This window comes from Microbacterium sp. GbtcB4, from assembly GCF_019091465.1.
Classification (GTDB): Bacteria; Actinomycetota; Actinomycetes; order Actinomycetales; family Microbacteriaceae; genus Microbacterium; species Microbacterium paraoxydans.
In genome coordinates this window covers 1-228 of sequence record NZ_JAGXJJ010000836.1, presented here as the reverse complement: position 1 = coordinate 228, position 228 = coordinate 1, and the positions used below count along the sequence as shown (strand labels likewise).

Below are 228 nucleotides of genomic sequence, written 5' to 3'. Positions count from 1 at the left end.
CGCGGGCGAGCGGCGGCCGACGAGGGCCGGGGCGGCCCCGGCCCGCCCGACCGGAGCCGCCGGCCCCCTCATCCGCCGCATGAGCAGGCGCACGGCCCCCCGGCCCTGATCCCGCGGCGACTGCCCGATGGTCGTGAGGGCGAACATCTCCGCATGCGCGTGGTCGTCGATCCCGACGACGCTGAGTTCGGTGGGCACCGCGATCCCCAGGCGGCGGGCGGCGATCAC

The 228-nt window shown here is 78.5% G+C and carries 1 protein-coding gene; it reads right to left on the bottom strand.

Going from position 1 to position 228, the window contains the following annotated elements:
• The coding region (locus KVS71_RS19805) for a substrate-binding domain-containing protein (protein ID WP_217585365.1) at positions 1 to 228 on the bottom strand (228 nt) is incomplete at both ends.